Annotated in this window: 1 pseudogene; it reads left to right on the top strand. The window is 64.7% G+C overall.

The annotated features are described in order from the left end of the window. Positions 1-225: 225 nt before the first annotated feature. Positions 226-473 (top strand): annotated as a pseudogene (locus ACWTU8_RS32490) (GNAT family N-acetyltransferase); the annotation flags it as partial.

The following is a 473-nucleotide window of genomic DNA, read 5'->3' as shown; positions in this document are numbered from 1 at the left end:
GCCATGGCGAATAGTACACTGAAGGTCAGTATCGCGCGTGGATGACCGAGGCTGGATTCCGGGATATCTCCAGGTCGCGCCTGACGGACGGCACCGCCTTGTTTCGTGGGCGCCTCACGGGCTGATGAATGGTTCGTTGCGGGCGCAAGGGGCGTCATTGGCAGGTAGTGGACGCAGCCCGCCGGCGCCGTTGCATTGGCGCCGCCTCGGGTCGAAAATGCCTCCATGGAAGCAGTCCGATTTCCCAAGCTCACGACACAGAGGCTGGGGCTGCGGGCGCCAAGCGAACAAGATATCCCGGCATGGTTTGCGCGCGCGACGGATATCGAATCCGCCTCCCTTGCCGGAGATCCCGTTCCCGACGACATAGGAGCGGGCGAGCGATGGCTCGCCCGCTCGCGTCAGCGGTTCGCCGACGGCAAAGCGATCCAGTGGTCCATGGACCAGGCGGGAGTGTCGAACGCGATCGGGAC

The sequence above is a fragment of the Mesorhizobium sp. BHbdii genome (genome assembly GCF_053848045.1).
Note: the sequence above shows the minus strand (reverse complement) of the source record. Positions and strands in the feature narration are given on the sequence as shown.